This is a genomic window from Mitsuaria sp. BK037 (genome assembly GCF_014193045.1).
Lineage (GTDB): Bacteria > Pseudomonadota > Gammaproteobacteria > Burkholderiales > Burkholderiaceae_C > Roseateles.
Genome location: NZ_JACHYS010000002.1, coordinates 178,380 through 194,011, shown reverse-complemented (window position 1 = coordinate 194,011; position 15,632 = coordinate 178,380). Strand labels below are relative to the sequence as shown.

Here is a 15,632-nt window from a genome sequence, read left to right as displayed (position 1 = left end):
CACGTCGCGCTCCCAACGAGTCGTCGAGGACCCGCTTGTCCTGGTGTCAGGCCTTGCCGCCCTTGCGGCGGCGGGCGACGAAGCCCATCGCGCCCAGGCCGGCCAGCATCAGCGCCAGGCTGTGCGGCTCCGGCACGGCGGAGGCGTTGCCGCCGGCGCTCAGCGTCGACACCACCACGTTGTCCAGCGAGGTGCCGTAGGAGTCGCTGCGGCCGGTCGCGCCGAAGCGCAGCGTCATCGGGCTGCCGGTGCCGGTGAAGGTGGTGCTGAAGGTCTGCCAGGTGGTGTCGGTGTTGTTGCCGACCTTGCCGCTCAGGTCGCCGATCTGCCAGGTCAGGCCGTTGCTCACCGCGCCCTGGTTGTCCGGGCGGTTGGTGTAGGCGAAGCTCAGCGTGTACGAGGCGCCGGCCACCGTGTTCAGCGTCTGGCTGATCCAGCTGTTGGTGGTGGTGTCCAGCTCGGTGAAGTTGCTGCCGTTGAAGGCCGAGCCGGCGACGTTGTTGCGGATTTCCAGCCCGTGCGGGCCTACGGTCCAGCCGACGACGCTGTTGACGATGGCATAGCTGCCATTGCCGATCACGGTCGACTCGAAGCTGCCGTTGTTGACCAGGTTGACGGGCGCGGCCAACGCGAACAGCGGAGCGGCGAGGAGGGAGGCTGCAATCAGACGCTTCATGGCGGCGGGACTCGGAAGTTCGACAAGGGGCGCGCAGGAGGTCTGCGCTTGTGTCGAATTGTTCGAGACCGCCCGCCGCCTGCCATCCCCCTGTGCGCTGGGGATGCCGAAACGATTCGTGACGTTTCGCACGCCACGCGCGCCGCTTCAAGGGGTCAGGTGGTGCGTGCGCGAGGCTTGGCCGCCTTGGCCGCCTTGGTCGACTTGGCCGCCTGGACGGTCCGGGCCTTGGGCGCCTTGGTCTTGGGCGATTCGGTTTTCGGGGATTCGGACTTGGCGGATTCGGCCTTGCGCGATTTGGCCGGTTTGGCCGGTTGGGCCTTCGCGCCCGGCGCTGCCTGGGCGCGCAGCATCGCGACCTCGGCGGCCAGCGCCTCGACGCGGGCCTGCAGCCGGGCGACCTCTTCCGCCGCCGGCATGCCCAGCCGGGCGAGCGCGCGCGCGACGCGGTCCTCGAAGATCGATTCCAGCTTGTCCCAGTGCTGGCCGGCGCGGCTGCCGACCTCGCCGGCCAGGTCGCTCATCCGGCGCGCGGCGCTGTCGAGCTTCTCCCCGGCGCCGCGCATCGGGTCCTGGGCCTTGGCGCTGTCGCCGGACAGCTTGTCCAGCATCGCGCCGCCCTGGTCCTGCGCCTTGGCGAAGGCGGCCAGGCCCGCCGACCAGATCTGCTGCGCCGAGGCCTTGACCTGCTCCGCGAACGGCGTGTCCGCGACCTTCGCCGAGGCGGCGTCCTTGCGGCGGCCTTTCGCCGGCTTCGGGGCGGCCGTCTTCTGTTGCTTCTTGACCATGGGCGTTCCTTGTCGTCGCGGGGCGGCGGCGCTGACCTCCGCCGCTCGTCGAGAACCGGACTATAGGGCGCGTGCCGCGCGTCACGATGACGCGCCCGACGTGCGCAACCCCCCATCGGGGCGAACGGCGCATGGACCAGAATCCCGGCCATGTCCTTGCCGATCACCACGCCGGGCCGCCGCCCGGGCGACGACTTCCCCGACACCGTGCCGGAGGCGCCCCCGCCGCTGCCGCCGTTGGCGATGGACCCCGACCTGCCGCTGCGCAAGGGCGCGCTGGTCGACTGCCCGCAGTGCCGGGCCCCGATGCGCCACCTGAGCCTGCCCGGGCATCACGCGCCGGCGACGGTCGACATCGACCACTGCGGCCCTTGCGGACTGGTGTGGTTCGACGCGCGCGAGTCGGTGCACCTGTCCCCGGCCGCCTGGATCCAGCTGCTGCGCGACCTGCACCGGCTGCGCCAGGCGGACGTGCCGCACGCGCCGAGCCGGGCCTGCCCGCTCTGCGCGAAGGCGCTGAAGGAGGTCCGCAATCTCACGCGCTACGGGCGCTTCCCGGTGCTGGAGTGCGGTGGTTGCGGCGGCCACCTGCACAGCCAGGCCGGCATGTTGGCCGAGCGCGGCTTGGTGCGGCCGCTGCTGCCCGCCGAGCGCGGCGCGCTGCAGGCGGAGCGGCGCCAGCTGTCCTGCCTGAGCTGCGGTGGCCCGGCCGACGGCAAGGGCGAGGACTGCCCGTGGTGCCGGAGCCCGCTGGTGATGATCGACATGCCGCGCCTGACGAACGCGCTGCGCCGGCGCTCGCCCTCGGAGCCGCTGCTGATGCCCAGCGGCGGCAAGCCGGTCGGCTGGGCCTGCCGCGGCTGCGGCGCACCGATGGATCCGACGCGCGAGACGCGCTGCGGGCATTGCCATCACGCGGTGGTGGTGCCGTCGCTGGAGGAACTCGGGCCCTTGCTCGATGCGCTTGAGCACGACGGGCGCGTCGCCGAGGACGAGGTGGAGCAGGAACGCCGCCGCCGGCTGGCCTCCTATGTCACTCCCAGCGATCCGGCGGGCGGCAAGCATGGCCACTTCTGGCGAGGCGACTACGAGAAACGCTACGACCGGGAGAACGCCCGCCGCGACCGCGGAGGCGCCCGCGAATGGCCGAGCTCCGGATGGCCCGAATCCAGCGGCGGCTCGCCGCCGACGCTGGTGGAGATCGCGCTGCGGATCGCCGCGCTGCTGCTGCGCTGAGCGGGCCGCTCAGAGTTCCAGCAGCCCGATCGGCTTGGTGCAGGCCGGCGGTGTGCCGCCACCGCGCACGACGAAGGGCAGCTCGCCCCACGGACCGGAGTCGCGCGGGCAGCCGTTGCGCAGCGTGCCGCCGGGGCAGGCGCAGCCCTTGGTCTTGACCAGCTTGTCCAGCGTCTGCGACTGCTGCGGATTGAGCTTGGGCAGGTCGTGGCGGAAGACCAGCTGCAGCGCCGTCGTCGGCGCCGGCGCGTCCAGCGTCGGCACCGGGCCCAGCAGCGTGGCCATAGCCTGGGTCTCCTTCAGCGCCGCCGCGGGCTTCATGCCCTTGGCTCGCCGCAGGTAGTTCAAGGCCACCTCCATCGCCGCGTAGCCGCGCGCGGCCGAGGCGGTGAAGGGCTTGCGGAAGGCCGCGCCGTAGGTGTTGGCCACCTGGTCCCAGCGGCCGCGGTCGACCGTCAGCACCGGGCACAGCACCGCGTCCACGCGCTCGGACAGCGTCGCGTCGAAGTCCATCCAGCACGAGGTCCGCGCGCTGATCCGCAGCCCGGTCTGGCGGCGCAGGTCGGCGGCGATCTTCTCGCCGGCATTGAGCTCGATGCGGCCCAGCTGCAGCTGCAGGTCCTGGTCCTTGACCCGCTCGGCATTGCTGGAGATGAAGGGGATGCCGGCCGCCTTCAGCGCGTCGGCGCCGGCGTTGATCTCGCACCAGTTGCCCAGCACCAGGTCCACCTTGGCCTTGATGAATTCCTGGGAGATCGCATCGGCCTTGCGGGCGTCGCAGCCGCTGTCCTTGATGACCAGCTTGGGCGCCGCGTCGCCGGGCCAGGTCTTGAGCGCGAGCGTCATGCCCAGTTGCAACTCCTCGGCCTGCGCCGTGCTCGGGTAGCTGCCCGGCAGGATCACGCCGATGGTGGCGGCGGTGGCCGAGGCGCCGGCGCACAGAAGGGCCGCCGGCAGGACGGCGGCCAGGACCTTGCGGATGTTCATGACGATCCCTCGCTCTGCATGGCCGTGGTCGGCCGTTGTTGATTCGCCGGACGCGTCGTGGCGTCCGAGGCCGCAGGTATCGCCTGCGCGAGGCCGTCGCGCACTGGAGGTTTTCCCGAGCCGCGTGCCAATGAAAACGCCCCGGCGGGCCGGGGCGGTAAGACGTCACAACTGTGACGAGAAGTGCGGCATGCGCGCAACGCGGGCCTCGCGGGCCCGACGTTCAGGTCGCGCTCAGGCCCCGTTCAGGCGGGCCAGCCCTGCAGCACCAGCTTGCCGCGCTGGCGCTGGCTCTCCTGCAGCGCATGGGCGCGCCGGAGGTGCTCGGCGGAGATCGGACCGACGACGTCGGCCAGCGTCGTGCGCAGTTGCCCCGCGTCGACCAGCGCCGCGACCTCGGCCAGCAGCCGGCCCTGGGCGGCGATGTCGTGCGTCGCATGCATGCTGCGCGTGAACATCAGTTCCCAGTGCAGCGACAGCGACTTGCCCTTCAGCGCCATCACGTCGATGTCGCCCGGACCGAAGTCATCGATCAGCGCCAGCTTGCCCTGCGGTTCGAGGGCCTCGACCAGGCCTGGGAAGTGCTGCGGCGTGTGGGTCAGGCTGGTGACGTAGCGCAGCGGCGGCGCGCCGTCGCGCTGCAGGGCGGCGATTTGCGGCGCGATCGGCTCGCGGTGGTTGATCACGTGATGCGCGCCCAGCGAGCGCAGCCAGCGGCCGCCTTCGCCCTCCGGCTCGGAGCTGGTGCCGATGACGGTCAGGTGGGTCTGGCGTCGTGCCAGCTGGACCAGGATGGAGCCGACGCCCCCCGCCGCGCCGGTGACCAGCAGGCTGACCGGACGGTCCGCCTGCTGCTGCACCTGCAGGCGGTCGAACAGCAGTTCCCAGGCGGTGATCGCGGTCAGCGGCAGCGCGGCCGCCTCGGCGTCGCTCACCGTCGTGGGCGCGCGGGCCGCGATGCGGTGGTCGACGCACTGGAACTGCGCATTGCTGCCGGGGCGGGTGATGTCGCCGGCGTACCAGACCCGGTCGCCGACGGCGAAGCCGCTGACCTCCGGACCGATCGCGCGCACCGTGCCGACCGCGTCCCAGCCCAGGATCACCGGCGTCGTGCCGTCGGCGCTGGCGCGGCGCACCCGGATCTTGGTGTCCACCGGATTGACGGCGACCGCGGCGACCTCGACCAGCAGGTCCTTCGCTCCGGGGGCGGGCAGGGGCAGGTCCAGGTCGAGCAGCGACTCGGACGCGGTAATGGGCAATGACTGGAAGTAGCCGACGGCTTTCATGAGACGACTCCTTTTAAGGATTGGGAGACAGGAAGAGGGGATGACGATCCGCAGGGGACGGATGGTGCGCGCTTGGGCAGAATCAATGAAGTCCGCTGAATTGCTATCAGTTTCAAGCCTGGATTGAAGATCCCCAGAGGAGGACGGCCCATGGACATCGAAAACACCGCCGAGCTGCGCCTGCTGATCGAGTGCGCGCGGGGCGGCAGCCTGACGGCGGCGTCGCGCGAGATGGGCATCACGCCGGCGGCGGCCAGCGCGATGCTGAAGAAGCTGGAGGCGCGGCTGGGCGTGCGGCTGGCCGAGCGCAGCACGCGGGCCCTGCGGCTGACCATGGCCGGCGAGCGGTTGCGGGACTATGCGCAGCGGGCGCTGGAGCTGCTCGACGAGGGCCTGGCGCTGGTGTCCGAGGGCGAGGGCCCGGCGGGCAAGGGCCGCGGCAACCAGGCGGCCCTGCGCGGGCGCATCCGCCTGAGCGCGTCCAGCGACCTGACGCGGCGGGTGCTGCTGCCGCTGCTGGACAGCTTCCTCGACCGCCACCCGGGCGTCGAGCTGCAGCTCAGCGTCGGCGACGCGCTGCAGGACGTGGTGCGCGACGAGGTGGACCTGGCGCTGCGGTATGGCGAGCTGGCCGACTCGCGGCTGGTGGCGCGCAAGCTCCATGACGGACGCCGGCTGCTGGTCGCGTCGCCGGACTATCTGAAGCGGGAGGGACGGCCCACCCATCCCGGCGAGCTGACGCAGCACGAATGCATCCGCTTCAAGATCGGCGACCGGCTGGAGCGCGAGTGGCGCTTCTGGCGCCGCGACGCGATGCAGGCGGCGCCGGTGGAGGTGTCGGTGCAGGGCCGGCGCACCGCCGACGACGGCGGCATCGCCCACCAGTGGGCCCTCGAAGGGCGGGGGCTCACCTACAAGAGCGACCTCGACATCCGCGACAGCCTGGCCAGCGGCGCGCTGGTGGAGGTGCTGCCCGAGTGGGTCGGCCGTCCGATGCCGCTGCATGCGCTGATGCCCAGCCAGCGCTTCCTGCCCTTGCGGCTCAAGGCGCTGGTGGATCACCTCGCGGAGGGGCTGCGGCGCCCCTGAGGTCGCGCGTTCAGTGCTTGTGGTCGCCGTGGCCCGCGTGCGGGTCCTTGGCGTCGGGGGCGGTGACCGGGCCGGTCCGGGCCGGCGCCTGGACGGTGACGGTCGAGCGCGACTTGTCAGCGCCCTCGAACACCAACGTCAGCGGCACCGCGTCGCCGGTCTTGAGCGGGCCCTTCAGCTCCATCAGCATCACGTGATAACCGCCCGGCTTGAGGTCCACCGGCTTGCCGGCCGGCACCGCCAGCGCGCTGACCGGTCGCATGCGCATGACGTTGCCGTCCATCGCCATCTCGTGCACCTCGGCCACGCCGGCGACCGGCGAGCTGATCGAGACCAGCTTCGTGTCCGTCGGCGACTTGATCTGCATGAAGGCGCCGGTGGACTTCTGCTGCGGCACCGTGGCGCGGACCCAGGCGTCGCTGACGACGACCTGGGCCTGGGCCAGTCCGGCGACCAGCAGCAGGGGGAGGACGGCGGCACGGGCAAGAGCGGGGGACTTCATCGGGGGGCGTCCAATCGGGGTTGTCGACGATCGGGCGAGTATCGGCGATCGCTCACGGCCTGGCGGGCTCCAGCGCGCCGAGCGCGCGCAGCACGCGCTTGGCGATCTCCTCGCGGCGCGGGGCGAAAGCCGCATCGGTCATGTCCAGGTTGAGCGCGAAGTAGACCGGCCGCGGGTCGCGGTCCTGCTCGACCCAGCCGACGAACCAGCCGATCGGCCGCGGCCGGGCGTCATCGGCCCAGCCGGTCTTGGCGTACATCCGCCAGCCGGGGCCCTGCTCGCGCAGCAGGACCTTGCGAGCGATGTCGTAGGTCCGGTCGGACAGCGGCAGCGCGCGGTCATGCACGCGGCGCAGGAATTCCACCTGGCCGACGGCGGAGATGCGCAGGTCGCCGTCGAGCCAGAAGCGATCGCCGACCGGGCCCGCGATCGCGTTGCCGTAGCGGAAGTCGCGCAGGAACTGCTGCACCGTCGGCTGGCCGACCTGGCGGGCCAGCGACTGGAACACCCACACCGCCGAGACCCGGTAGGCCGAGGCCAGCGTCTGGTCGCGGTTCCAGTCAGCGATCCGCCGCTCGGTGCCGTCCCATTTGAAGGGTTGCGTCTCGTCGACCGCGGCGCCGGTCTCCAGCGCGATCAGCGACATCGGGATCTTGAAGGTCGAGGCGGGCAGGAAGGTCTCGAAGGCGCGCACGCTGTCCGAGGCGATCCAGCGATGCGCGCGGGTGTCGAGCACGGCGATCGTGCCCGTGGTGCCGAGCTCGGCGAAATGGCGCTGCAGCTCCGGGCGGGTCTCCCAACGCTCGCGCTGGTCGGCGGGGACGACGGCCACGGCGGCGGGTGCGGAGGACGTGGCGGACGGAGCCGGGGCGGGCGTCGCGCCGCCCTGTGCGAACGAGGCGCGGCAGGCGGTGAGCGCGAGGCAGACGAGCAGGGCGCCGGTCGACAGACGGGACAGGGTCATGGAGGAACTCCGTGCGGTGATCGAGGCCGCCAGTGTCCGGAGTCCGCCGCGCGGCGCCGCGTCGAAGTGCGGTTACGGGCGTTGCGCCGGCGACCTTCGACCTCGACGCGGTCGATCCCACGCTGCGCGGCGCCGCGGTGGATCGCCGCGGCTCAGGCGCGGCGGGTGCGCGGCATCAGCGTCTCGGCCTCGTCGAGGTAGCGGCGCCGCGCGTCCTCGTCGCGCAGCTTGCGGGCCTGCAGCCGGGCCTGGCGCACCAGGTCGGTGGCGGTGAAGGCGTCGCCTTCGTCGAGCGCATGGCGAGCCCACAGCAACAGGAAGGCGCAGCGCTGGTCGGCGGGGATCTGCGAGTGGCGCGCGCGGCAGGAGGCCCAGCGCTGGGCCGCGAGCTCGTTGAAGGAGACCGCCGGCAGCGGCAGGCCCTGCGCCGAAGCGAGGCGCTGGAGCGCGGCGAAGTCCAGCCGGCCCAGCGCCGCCAGTCGCAGCAGGAAGATGGTGTTCAGCAACGAACTGCGTCCGAGCTGCCAGCGCGCGCACAGCGCGTCGCTCAGCAGCAGCCAGCGCAGCGCGTCCTCGATGCCGGGGCCCGCGGCGGGCAGCAGGCCGGCCTCGACGAGCTGGCCCAGCGTGTTGGACAAATTGGCGGCGCAGACCTGCAGCGCGTCGGGCAGGCCGGCCAGCGAGGCGGCGCGCAGCGCGTCGCCCAGGCTGGCCAGCGACTGCGTCGCCAGCGCCGCGTCGCCGCGGGCCAGGGCGAGCTCGCGCAGCACGATGCCGCGCAGGTTGCCGTGGTCGCAGCGCAGGGTGGAGTCGCTGGCGAGCGCCTCGGGCTCGACCTCGTCGAGCTTGTCCAGCGCCGGCGCGGCCTGGCCGAGGCTGCCGTACCAGTGCCAGGCCGCCAGGATCGCGACGCGGGCGCGCAGTTGCCGGCGTTCCAGCCTGGGCAGGCGGCCGTGGTTGAGGGCCTGGCCGAGTTCGCGCAGCTCGTCCTGCAGCGCGGCCCAGTCGCCCAGGCGGCGCGCGATGCGGGCGCGGCGCAGGCCGAGGGCGGCGGCCGCGGCGTCGTCGCCCTCCGGCACGTGCGGCGCGGCTTGCTGGAGCGCGAGCCGGGCGGGGTAGAGCTCGCCGCGGTCGAGCAGGTAGTCGGCGCGCGCCAGCGCCTCGGCGTAGGCCAGCGGCAGCAGCGGCGCGGCGGCCGGCGCGCGCACCGGGCGCTGCTGGCCGAGCCAGCGCGCGAGGGCTTCGCCGGCGGCGGGCTCGCCATCGATCTCAACTTGGCAGCGCGCCAGCAGTGGGGCGTTCAGCCAGAACGGGCCGCTGCTGCGGGCGCTGGCCTCGATCAGCGCGGCCAGCGGGCCGTCGTCCAGCAACGCCAGCGCGCGCCAGACCTGGGTGCGGTGCAGCTCGGCCATGCCGGCGATGCGCTCGCGCAGCTCGGCGCGCGAGCAGGGGCTGTCGACGCGGGCCAGGCCCTGCTCGTGCGCCTGCAGCAGCGCGGCCAGCAGGCGCGGCAGCAGGCGGTTGCGGAGTTCGGGCAGGCCGTCGATGCGCAGGCCGTGCGGCAGCAGCTGGAGGCGATGCGCGACGCTGTCGGCGACGGGTGCGGAGGAAACGGAGGCAACGGTGGCAACGGTCATGGGTGACGCATTCTGCGCGGGCCGCGCGGTCGGTGTGACGGCATCGGCGTAACGCGCGTTACGGCGCCGGGTTACGGCACGGGGTTACGGCACCGGTCATGGGCGCCGTCTCCAAAGGGGCGTCCCCGATCTCAGGTCCGTCCTTTGCCAGCAGACCTCATCACCACTCGAGGGGATTGCGATGGTCGCGAACGAAGCCTGGTATGCGGGCGAGAGCAGCGTCGGCGGAGCCTACCCCGCCCGGGGGACGGTCTCGGCGGTGTCGTGGGGCGCGGTGCTGGCCGGTGCGGCCGCGGCGGCGGCGCTGTCGCTGATCCTGCTGCTGCTCGGCGTCGGGCTGGGCCTGGCCGCCGTGTCGCCCTGGGGCGGCGATGGCGCCAGCGCCGGCACGCTCGGCGCGGCGGGCATCGCGTGGCTCGCCTTCACGCAATTGGCGGCGTCGGGGCTTGGGGGCTACCTGGCCGGACGGCTGCGGGTGCGCTGGCGCGGCACCGATGCCGACGAGGTCCACTTCCGCGATACCGCCCACGGCCTGCTGTCCTGGGCGGTGGCGACGCTGTTCACCGCGGCCACGCTGACGGCGTCGGTGGGGGCGATCGCGGGACTGGGCGTGAAGGGCGCGGCGACAGCAGCCGGCGTCGCGACGGCCGGCGCGGCGGCGACAGCGACGACGGCGACCGCGGGGACATCGCCCGAGACCGACGGTACCCTGGCCGAGCGCGGCGCGGAGGGCCGGGCGGGCTCGGATCCGCTGGCTCGCGACGATCTCGGCTATTACGTGGACACGCTGCTGCGGCCCTCGCTCACCGCGACCGCCGGCGCTGCGCCGGCCGGGGCCAATCCGGCGACGCTGCGCGGCTGGCCGGACGCGTCGATGGCGCATGCGGACGAGCAGTCGTCCGCCGCGCTGCGACGCCTCGTGGTACGGGCGCTGCGTCATGAGGGCCGCCTGTCCTCGGACGACACGCGCGCCGCCTCGCAGCTGGTGGCGCAGCGGACCGGCCTGACGCAGGCCGAGGCCGAACGGCGCGTGACCGAGACGCTGCAGCGCGCCCGCGCCGAGGCGCAGGCGCTGGAAACGCGCGCCCGCGAAGCCGCGGATGCCGCGCGCAAGGCGACGCTGGCGGCGGCGCTGTGGATGTTCGTGGCGCTGCTGATCGGCGCCTTCACCGCGAGCCTGCTGGCCACCATCGGCGGCCGGCAGCGCGACCTCATCGATTGAACCAAGGAGAGCTCGCATGCGATCGCTGTTGCTGTACCTGCTGGGCGTGCCGATTCCGATCATCATCTTGATCGCCTTGATTCGGTAGCGCGTGGGGCGGCAGGGCGCCTCCCGGCGCCTGCCGCTCGCAGAGCGCTGCTCAGCGCTCGGCGCCGATCAGTTCAGCGACTGGACGGCGCGCGCGGGTTTCGCCTCGGTGGCGTCGCCATAGGGGCGCCACGCGCCGGGCGCATGGGCGAGCCGGTCGGCGACCACCTTCAGCACCGCGGGATTCCACACCAGGCCGCAGTGGCTGCCGTCGACCTCGACGTTCTCGATCATCGGATGGTCCTCGCGCTGCACGCAGGCCTGCCAGGCGACGACGCCGTCGCTGCGGCTGTAGATGGCCGTGGTCGGCACCTGGGGCGCGGCCAGGAGGCGCGCCTTGAAGTCCTCGTCCAGCACCGGCAGCGCGCCGTTGATCCAGCGGTAGAGCAGGCTGACGTTGGTCTGCGCCGCCTCGCCGGTGATCGGCGTGCCGATCGTGATGACCTGCCGGACGGGCAGCGCGATGCGCTTGGCGATCTCGCGCGCGTAGATGCCGCCCAGGCTCCAGCCGACCAGCGAGACCGCCTGCGGCTGGTCGGCGACCAGCGCCTCGATGTCGGCGGCGAGGGCGTCGAGCCAGCGGTCGATGTTCCCCACCGGCCCGGTGTTCAGGCCGCGGCCCCAGTCGCGCGCCGCGTAGCCGAGGCCGTGGCAGAAGCCCACCAGCGGAGCGATCGACTGCGCATCGGCCGCCAGGCCGGGGAACACGATGACGGGATGGCCGTCGCCGGGCGGATGACCGCTGCGGTCCATCAGGCGGCAGCTGGCGTATTCCATCGCGGCACGCAGCGGCTCGATGCCGAGCAGCGCCCAGGAGGGCGACGGGATGAGCGGCGCCGCGACGGGCAGCGCGCGGGCACGGACGGCGATCTTTTTCATGATGTCGGGGCCGGCCAGGCCATCGGGACGGGCGGGGTCGGCATGAGGGCCATTGAGCCGATCTTTCCGCAAGGACCGACCCCTTGGGTACCCCCCGGAGGACGCATTGCGCCGTCGGACGAAACCTACAGCCGAGGGATCCGCAGGGGGAGGCTGCGCGTTCTCTCCCACCGTTGACGGAAGTCAGGGGGAGAGGCGGTTTTTCGATGGCGTGCGGGGCTAGTCTTCCGGGTCCATCAACGCACGAGAGAGGTTGTTCATGAGCATCGTGATGATCGATTTGCTGCCGATGACGGTGTCTCAGCGTCGCACGGTCAAGCTTGAACGGTTGGTGCTCGATCACCTGAAAGTCCGGCCAGGCGGAAAGATCGAGGTCGACCTGCTGCCCAACGGCTGCTGCGTTCTTCGAGGTGGACGGACCGGCGATATTCGAGACCTTCTTGGCATCCTTGCGGGAGTGCCGCGGGGGCGCCCCGGGGCGGTATCGATCGACGAGATGAATGAGACCATCGCGAACGGATGGGCCGGAGAGCCATGAAGGTGACTGTTGATACCAACGTGCTGGTCCGGATCGCCGTCATGGACGACCTGGATCAGGCTCGTGCCGCAATGCGCTTGCTGGGTGACGCAGAGCTCGTGGTTGTTCCGGTGTCGTGTCTCTGCGAGTTCGCCTGGGTGCTTGGACGCTCGTACAAATTCGAAGCGGGCGAGATTGCCCAGGCGATACGAGCGCTTGTGGAGAAGCCCTGTGTCAAGGTCAACCTGTTTGCCGTTACCGCAGGGCTGGCGGTGCTCGACCTCGGGGGCGATTTCGCCGATGGGGCGATCGCCTGTGAAGGGCGTCTTTCGGGTGGCGAGGTGTTCATGACGTTCGACAGGGCTGCCTTCAAGAAGCTCAAGTTGCTTGGGGAGAAGGTAGCGTCGCCACGTGATGTGGTTTCCGTCGACGCGTCGGTGGCGTTCCAGTGATCTAGTGAAAATCCCGGCTCTCCGTTCTCAAGCGTCCCAGCATCGGGGTCAGGTCTTCCATGTGGCCGGCGATCAGGTTGCGGACCTCCCCGCTGCGCTGCCACTTGCCCTTCACCGCCATCAGCCGCGAATGCAGCATGACCTGGCGCTGCCGCTGCCACAGCGCGCGGTGCACGATGACCTGGATGTCCCCGGTCTCGTCCTCCAGAGAGATGAAGATCGTCCCCTTGGCCGTCGCCGGCTGCTGCTTGACCGTCACGATCCCGCAGCCGCGCGCCGGGCGGCCATCCGGCAACTCGTTCAGCTCCTGTGCCGACATCCAGCGCTGCTCGCGCAGCATCGGCCGCAGCAGCGACAGCGGATGCCGCCGCAGCGTCAGGCCCAGCGACGCGTAGTCGAAGACGATCTCCTCGCCCTCCGGCGCCTGCGGCAGCGCCAGGAAGTCCTCCTGCACCGGTGCCGTCGACAGCAGCGGGGGCGGCGCATGCTGCGCGGCCGCGTCCCACATCTGCTGGCGCCGATGGCCGCTCAGGCTGGTCAGCGCGTCGCCCGCCGCCAGCATCGTCATCTGCTGCTGGTTCAGGCCGGTGCGGCGCGCCAGGTCTTCCGCGTCGTTGAACGGGCCGCGTCTGCGCTCGAGGCAGATCGCCGCCGCCGAGGCCTGCTGCAGGCCCTTCACCAGCCGCAGTCCCAGCCGCACCGCCACCGGCGCCGCGTCGATCGCCAGCGCTTCGTCCGACTCCAGATAGGGGTCGCCGTCCTCGTCCTGCGCGATGCCGTCCTGGTCCAGCGGCCGCGCATCGAGCGCCTCGGCGTCCTTGCCGCGACGCGTGGGTCGGATCACGCGGCCATCGGCACGCTCCAGCGTGCAGTCCCAGTCGCTGTGCATCACGTCCGGCGGCCGCACCTCGACGCCGCTGCGCCGGGCGTCCTGCACCAGCTGGCTCGGTGAATAGAAGCCCAGCGGCTGCGCGTTCAGCATCCCCGCCAGGAATTCCGCCGTCCGGTGCTTCTTGAGCCAGCTGCTCGTGTAGACCAGCAGCGCGAACGACGCGGCGTGCGACTCCGGGAAGCCGTACTCCGAGAAGCCCTTGATCTGCTCGAAGATCTGCTCCGCGAAGGACACCGGGTAGTCGCGCGCGCGCATCCCCTCGATCAGCTTCTCGCGGTATTTCCCCAGGTCGCCCTTGCGCTTCCAGGCCGCCATCGAGCGCCGCAGCTCGTCGGCCTCGCCGCCGGTGAAGCCAGCCGCGATCATCGCGATCTGCATCACCTGTTCCTGGAACACCGGCACCCCCAGCGTGCGGTCCAGCACCGATTCCAATCCGCTCGGATAGACCACCGGCTCCAGCCCCTGTCGCCGCTGCAGGTAGGGATGCACCATCCCGCCCTGGATCGGACCGGGCCGCACGATCGCCACCTCGATCACCAGGTCGTAGAACTTCTCGGGCTTGAGCCGCGGCAGCATGCTGCGCTGCGCCCGGCTCTCGATCTGGAACACGCCGATCGTCTCGGCGCGCTGGATCATCTTGTAGGTGGCCTGGTCCTCGGCCGGAATGTCCTTGACCTCGAAGGGAGCCCGCTGGCGCTTGCCGATGAAGTCCAGCGTCTTGCGGATCGCCGTCAGCATGCCCAGCCCCAGCACGTCGACCTTGAGCAGTCCGACCGCGTCGAGGTCGTCCTTGTCCCACTCGATCACGGTGCGGTCCGGCATCGACGCGTTCTCCACCGGCACCATGCGCGTCAGCGGTCCTTGCGTCAGCACGAAGCCGCCCGGATGCTGCGACAGGTGACGCGGGAAGCCGAGCAGCTCCGAGGTGATCTCCACCAGTTGCCGCACCGCCAGGTCATTCGCGTCCAGGCCCGATTCGCGCAGCCGCTCCGCGTCGATGGTCTGGCCGTCCCACCACTGGTGGTTGCCGCACAGCGTGTCCAGGGTCTCCGGCTCGAAACCCAGCGCCTTGCCGACGTCGCGCAGCGCGCTCTTGACCCGGTACGAGATCACCACCGCCGCCAGCGCCGCGCGCTCGCGCGTGTACTTGCGGTAGAGGTACTGGATGACCTCCTCGCGGCGCTCGTGCTCGAAGTCGATGTCGATGTCGGGCGGCTCGTTGCGCTCCTTGCTGATGAAGCGCTCGAACAGCACCTGCATCCGCTGCGGATCGACCTCGGTCACGTGGGTGCAGTAGCAGACGATGGAATTGGCCGCGCTGCCGCGCCCCTGGCACAGGATGCCCTGCGAGCGCGCGAAGTGGACGATGTCGGCAACGGTGAGGAAGTAATGCTCGTAGCGCAGCTCCTCGATCAGCGCGAGCTCGCGTTCGATCTGCTCGCTGACCGCCGGAGGAATGCCGTCGGGCCAGCGCCGGCCCGCGCCTTCGTAAGTCAGGCGGCGCAGGTGGCTGGCCGGCGTCTCGCCGTCGGGCACGACCTCCGAGGGGTAGTGGTAGCGCAGTTCGTCGAGCTTGAACTCGCAGCGGGCGGCCACGCGCAGGGTCTCGGCCAGCAGTTCGGCGGGGAAGGCCAGCCCGAGCCGGCCCCGCGCTCGCAGGTGGCGCTCGGCGTTGCGGTCCAGCGCCTGGCCGCACTCGGTCAGCGGCCGACCCAGCCGGGTCGCGGTCAACACGTCCTGCAGCGGTTTGCGGCTGCGCACATGCATGGTGACGTCGCCGACGGCCACCAGCGGGATCTCGGTCAGCGCGGCCGCCTCGCGCAGTCGCAGCAGACGGCTTTCGTCGTCGAGCTCGCGGGTCTGGGTCACGCCCAGCCAGCAGCGGCCGGTGAAGCGCGACAGCAGCCAGCGCGACATCGCCAGCAGCGGCGCGGCCGCCGCATGCCGGTCCGCGCAGGCGATGACGACGCAGTCATCCAGTGCCTGGGGGCCGATGTCGTCGATCGTGCAGCGGTAGCTGCCCTTGTCGGCCGAGCGCCGCAGCCGCGAGATCAGCTGGCACAGGTTGCCGTAGCCGTTCAGGTTGCAGGCCAGCGCCACCAGCGTGAAGGGGGCCGCCTCGTCCGGACCGGCGCCGTCGCGCGGGTCGATGCGGAACTGGCTGCCCACGAGCAGCTTCAGCCCATGCTGCTTGGCGGCCACGTGCGCGCGCACGATGCCGGCCATCGAGCATTCATCGGTGATCGCGAGCGCGCTGTAGCCGAGTTCCTTGGCGCGCTCGACCAGCTCCTCGGGCCAGCTGGCGCCCTTGAGGAAGCTGAAGTTGCTGAGGCAGCGCAGTTCGGCGTAGTCCGGCAGCGCAGGTAGCGCGGGCAGTGCGGCGGCGGGCAGGGCAGGCGGGGCCGTCATCGCTCGACC

Annotated in this window: 14 protein-coding genes; 5 read left to right on the top strand and 9 right to left on the bottom strand. The window is 71.6% G+C overall.

Features of this window, described 5'->3' with window-relative positions; genetic code table 11:
• Positions 1-46: 46 nt before the first annotated feature.
• Both FHT37_RS13005 and FHT37_RS13000 read right to left on the bottom strand, forming a co-directional pair.
• Positions 47-676 carry a PEP-CTERM sorting domain-containing protein gene (locus FHT37_RS13005; protein ID WP_091725900.1) on the bottom strand — a complete coding sequence of 210 codons (630 nt, stop codon included), beginning with the start codon at positions 674-676 and terminating at the stop codon, positions 47-49.
• 155 nt (positions 677-831) lie between these two features.
• On the bottom strand, positions 832-1,464 hold the full coding sequence (locus tag FHT37_RS13000; RefSeq protein ID WP_091725896.1) for a phasin family protein: 633 nt from the start codon (positions 1,462-1,464) through the stop codon (positions 832-834).
• A gap of 150 nt (positions 1,465-1,614) precedes the next feature.
• Between FHT37_RS13000 and FHT37_RS12995 the strand changes: the two genes are divergently transcribed.
• Entirely contained in the window at positions 1,615-2,700 is a 1,086-nt protein-coding gene (locus FHT37_RS12995; RefSeq protein ID WP_183481877.1) for a zf-TFIIB domain-containing protein, read from the top strand.
• A gap of 9 nt (positions 2,701-2,709) precedes the next feature.
• Here FHT37_RS12995 and FHT37_RS12990 read toward each other — a convergent pair whose 3' ends face one another.
• Positions 2,710-3,687, bottom strand: coding sequence for a hypothetical protein (locus FHT37_RS12990; RefSeq protein WP_091725887.1), 978 nt, complete (start codon positions 3,685-3,687; stop codon positions 2,710-2,712).
• A 245-nt stretch (positions 3,688-3,932) separates the two neighbouring features.
• Positions 3,933-4,973, bottom strand: a complete 1,041-nt coding sequence (locus FHT37_RS12985; protein WP_183481874.1) for a zinc-binding alcohol dehydrogenase family protein — start codon at positions 4,971-4,973, stop codon at positions 3,933-3,935.
• Positions 4,974-5,123: 150 nt separating this feature from the next.
• Here FHT37_RS12985 and FHT37_RS12980 point away from each other — a divergent pair, with 150 nt between their 5' ends.
• Positions 5,124-6,062, top strand: a complete 939-nt coding sequence (locus FHT37_RS12980; RefSeq protein ID WP_183481871.1) for a LysR family transcriptional regulator — start codon at positions 5,124-5,126, stop codon at positions 6,060-6,062.
• A 10-nt stretch (positions 6,063-6,072) separates the two neighbouring features.
• On the opposite strand, the gene FHT37_RS12975 is transcribed toward FHT37_RS12980, so the two are convergent.
• The 3 genes from FHT37_RS12975 to FHT37_RS12965 all read right to left on the bottom strand — a co-directional run bounded on the left by FHT37_RS12975 (position 6,073) and on the right by FHT37_RS12965 (position 9,165).
• Complete coding sequence (locus FHT37_RS12975) at positions 6,073-6,564, bottom strand: copper chaperone PCu(A)C (protein WP_183481868.1); 492 nt, start codon at positions 6,562-6,564, stop codon at positions 6,073-6,075.
• Between the two features lie 52 nt (positions 6,565-6,616).
• Positions 6,617-7,528, bottom strand: a complete 912-nt coding sequence (locus FHT37_RS12970; RefSeq protein WP_183481865.1) for a class D beta-lactamase — start codon at positions 7,526-7,528, stop codon at positions 6,617-6,619.
• Between the two features lie 152 nt (positions 7,529-7,680).
• Positions 7,681-9,165 carry a hypothetical protein gene (locus tag FHT37_RS12965; RefSeq protein ID WP_183481862.1) on the bottom strand — a complete coding sequence of 495 codons (1,485 nt, stop codon included), beginning with the start codon at positions 9,163-9,165 and terminating at the stop codon, positions 7,681-7,683.
• Positions 9,166-9,346: 181 nt separating this feature from the next.
• On the opposite strand from FHT37_RS12965, the gene FHT37_RS12960 reads away from it, so the two are divergent.
• Entirely contained in the window at positions 9,347-10,387 is a 1,041-nt protein-coding gene (locus FHT37_RS12960; protein WP_175538319.1) for a hypothetical protein, read from the top strand.
• Positions 10,388-10,543: 156 nt separating this feature from the next.
• Here the strand turns inward: FHT37_RS12960 and FHT37_RS12955 are convergent, their stop codons facing one another.
• Positions 10,544-11,353, bottom strand: coding sequence for an alpha/beta hydrolase (locus tag FHT37_RS12955; protein WP_141225321.1), 810 nt, complete (start codon positions 11,351-11,353; stop codon positions 10,544-10,546).
• Between the two features lie 259 nt (positions 11,354-11,612).
• Between FHT37_RS12955 and FHT37_RS12950 the strand changes: the two genes are divergently transcribed.
• Positions 11,613-11,891 carry an AbrB/MazE/SpoVT family DNA-binding domain-containing protein gene (locus FHT37_RS12950; RefSeq protein WP_147242549.1) on the top strand — a complete coding sequence of 93 codons (279 nt, stop codon included), beginning with the start codon at positions 11,613-11,615 and terminating at the stop codon, positions 11,889-11,891.
• Positions 11,888-12,322: a type II toxin-antitoxin system VapC family toxin gene (locus tag FHT37_RS12945; RefSeq protein ID WP_147242550.1), complete on the top strand. Its 435-nt coding sequence runs from the start codon at positions 11,888-11,890 to the stop codon at positions 12,320-12,322. The genes FHT37_RS12950 and FHT37_RS12945 overlap by 4 nt, the downstream gene beginning before the upstream one ends.
• A gap of 1 nt (position 12,323) precedes the next feature.
• On the opposite strand, the gene FHT37_RS12940 is transcribed toward FHT37_RS12945, so the two are convergent.
• Entirely contained in the window at positions 12,324-15,623 is a 3,300-nt protein-coding gene (locus tag FHT37_RS12940; RefSeq protein ID WP_183481859.1) for an error-prone DNA polymerase, read from the bottom strand.
• Between the last annotated feature and the right edge of the window lie 9 nt (positions 15,624-15,632).